The organism is Geminicoccus flavidas, from assembly GCF_009806515.1.
GTDB lineage: Bacteria > Pseudomonadota > Alphaproteobacteria > Geminicoccales > Geminicoccaceae > Geminicoccus > Geminicoccus flavidus.
The window spans coordinates 1-2248 of sequence record NZ_WUJP01000531.1; the positions used below are offsets into that span (position 1 = coordinate 1).

Genomic DNA, 2248 nt, shown 5'->3' on the forward strand with positions numbered 1-2248 from the left:
CCGCCGGCCGATCGGCAGCACCTCCTCGGGTACCGCGCCGTCCGCGGCCAGCGCCTCGTCAGCGGTCGCGAGCTGGGCCAGCCGTGCCGCAAGCGACCAGATGCCGAGCACCGGCTCGGCCACCTCTGGATCGGGAAACACATCGCCCAGGATGCCGCGCCGCACCACGTCGTCCGGGTCCGGCACCAGGTTGGGCGACACCAGCCGGCCCATCTCCGGCGAGGCCAGGCTGGTCAGGCGCGGCGGCAGCTCTTTGGCGAAGGTGTCGAGCACGAGCGCCAGGTTCGGCGTGCGCTCCATCAGCGCCACCAGCCGGTCGGTGTCGGCCGGATCGGCCGCTTGGCCCAGCGGGCCCACCGGCATGTCGCCGCGAAAGAAGTCCAGGCCGATCGCGGCCGGCTCCGCCGCGGCCAGGATCTCGATGATCCGGGCGACGGTGGCATCGGGGAGCGGCCAGCCGAGCTCGGCCTTGGCCTGGTCGTCGACGCCCACCACCACCACGCCCGGGTCCGGCCGCTCCGCGACCTGGCGTGCCAGCGTCACGATCGCGTCGTGGCCGACCAGCTCCGCCGGGCGCAGGGCGCCCGCCATACGCAGCGCCACGACCGCCGCCATCACCAGGAGGGCGATCGCCAGCAGCAGGACGAGCGGGCCGATCTCGATCCCCTGGCCACGTCCGGGGCGCACGCGCTGCATCCTGGTATCCACGCCTCCATCCCGTCTGGCTCTAGCGCCACGACCGGGCGGCTGCGAGCAACTTCCGGCAACGATCCGCTGGCAATGGCAGAAGGCTTCGCTAAGGCTCAAGCGGGCATGGATTGGGGAGAATGGCGGTTGGGGCTATCCCGTGCGTGCGGCATCCATGCCTGGATGCTGGGCTGCTGCCTGCTGCTGGGCTTGTTGCTGGCAGCGGTTGCCACGCCTGCGCGCGCACAGACCGGCCCTGCTTTTCCCGTGGACCGGATCGAGCTGCGCTTCTCGTCGGCCGATGTGGTTCCGCCGATCGACCGGGCCGGGCTGGCCGACCTGCTGGCGGACTATGAAGGCCGCAGCCTCACCACCGGCGAGCTGGTCGACCTGCGCGACGCCATCACCGCCCGCTATGTCGAGCGCGGCTATGTCAATTCGGGTGCGGTGATCGCCGACCAGGACCTGCGCGACCGCGTGCTCGACATCGACATCGTGCTGGGCAGGCTCGGCGCGATCGACGTGCAGGGCGCCTCCGGGCTGGACCCCGCCTATGTCGCCGACCGGCTGCGGCTTGCCGCCGGCACGCCGTTCAACCTGGAGACCCTGCGGGCGCGCCTCCAGATCCTGCTCAAGGACCCGATGATCGCCGCGATCGACGCGAGCGTCCTGCCTGGGGGCGAGCGCGGCGAGGCCAGGCTGCTGGTCCAGGTCGAGGAGCGGCCGCCCTTCACGATCGACGCCCAGCTCGCCAACGACCAGTCGCCCTCGATCGGCTCGCTCCGCCTGGACACCGTCGCCTTGTGGAAGAGCCTGACCGGCCGCGGCGATCCGCTGCGCCTGGAGGCGGCTGCGTCCGAGGGGGCATGGAGCGTGGAGCTGGCCTATGAGCGGCCGGTGACCACGACCGACCTGCGCCTGCGCGCCGTGGTCGACTATGCCGATGCGCGCGTGGTGGAGGATCCATTCGACGCGCTGGACATCGAGAGCAATTCGGCCGGGATCGAGCTCGGCGCGTCCTATCCGGTCTACCGCACGGCACGGGACGACGTGCTGCTCGACCTGTCGCTGGAGCGCCGGCGCGGCGAAAGCTTCCTCCTAGGCGACGGCTTCTCGTTCGCGCCCGGCACCAAGGACGGAGTGAGCGACGTCACCGCCGTGCGCTTCGCCCAGACCTGGCTGCGCCAGGACCGCATGTTCGCGCTGGCCGCCCAGTCGATCTTCAGCGTCGGGCTGGATGCGCTGGGCTCCTCCGATCGCTGCTACGACGAGGACGGTGATCGCCAGCCTTGCAGCGAGTTCTTCACCTGGCAGGCGCAGCTGGAAGCGGTGCTGCTGCCGTTCGCCGGGCATCCGGAATGGGCGGTGGCCGACCACCAGATCGTGCTGCGTGCCGGCGGCCAGCTCGCCTCGGACCCGCTCCTGCCCTCGGAGCAGTTCACGATCGGCGGCATCGACACGGTGCGTGGCTATCGCGAGAACCTGCTGGTGCGCGACACGGGCTGGTTCGCCTCGCTCGAATACCGCATCCCGATCGCAAGGCTGCCGATCCCGGGCCTGG

Annotated in this window: 2 protein-coding genes; one reads left to right on the plus strand and one right to left on the minus strand. The window is 71.2% G+C overall.

Annotated elements, in window-relative coordinates; genetic code table 11:
* On the minus strand, positions 1–696 hold a 696-nt coding region (locus EQG76_RS14970), incomplete at its 3' end, for a CHASE2 domain-containing protein (protein ID WP_159714847.1).
* 138 nt (positions 697–834) lie between these two features.
* Between EQG76_RS14970 and EQG76_RS14975 the strand changes: the two genes are divergently transcribed.
* Positions 835–2248, plus strand: a 1414-nt coding sequence (locus EQG76_RS14975; RefSeq protein ID WP_159714849.1) for a ShlB/FhaC/HecB family hemolysin secretion/activation protein, incomplete at its 3' end; no start/stop codon positions are given.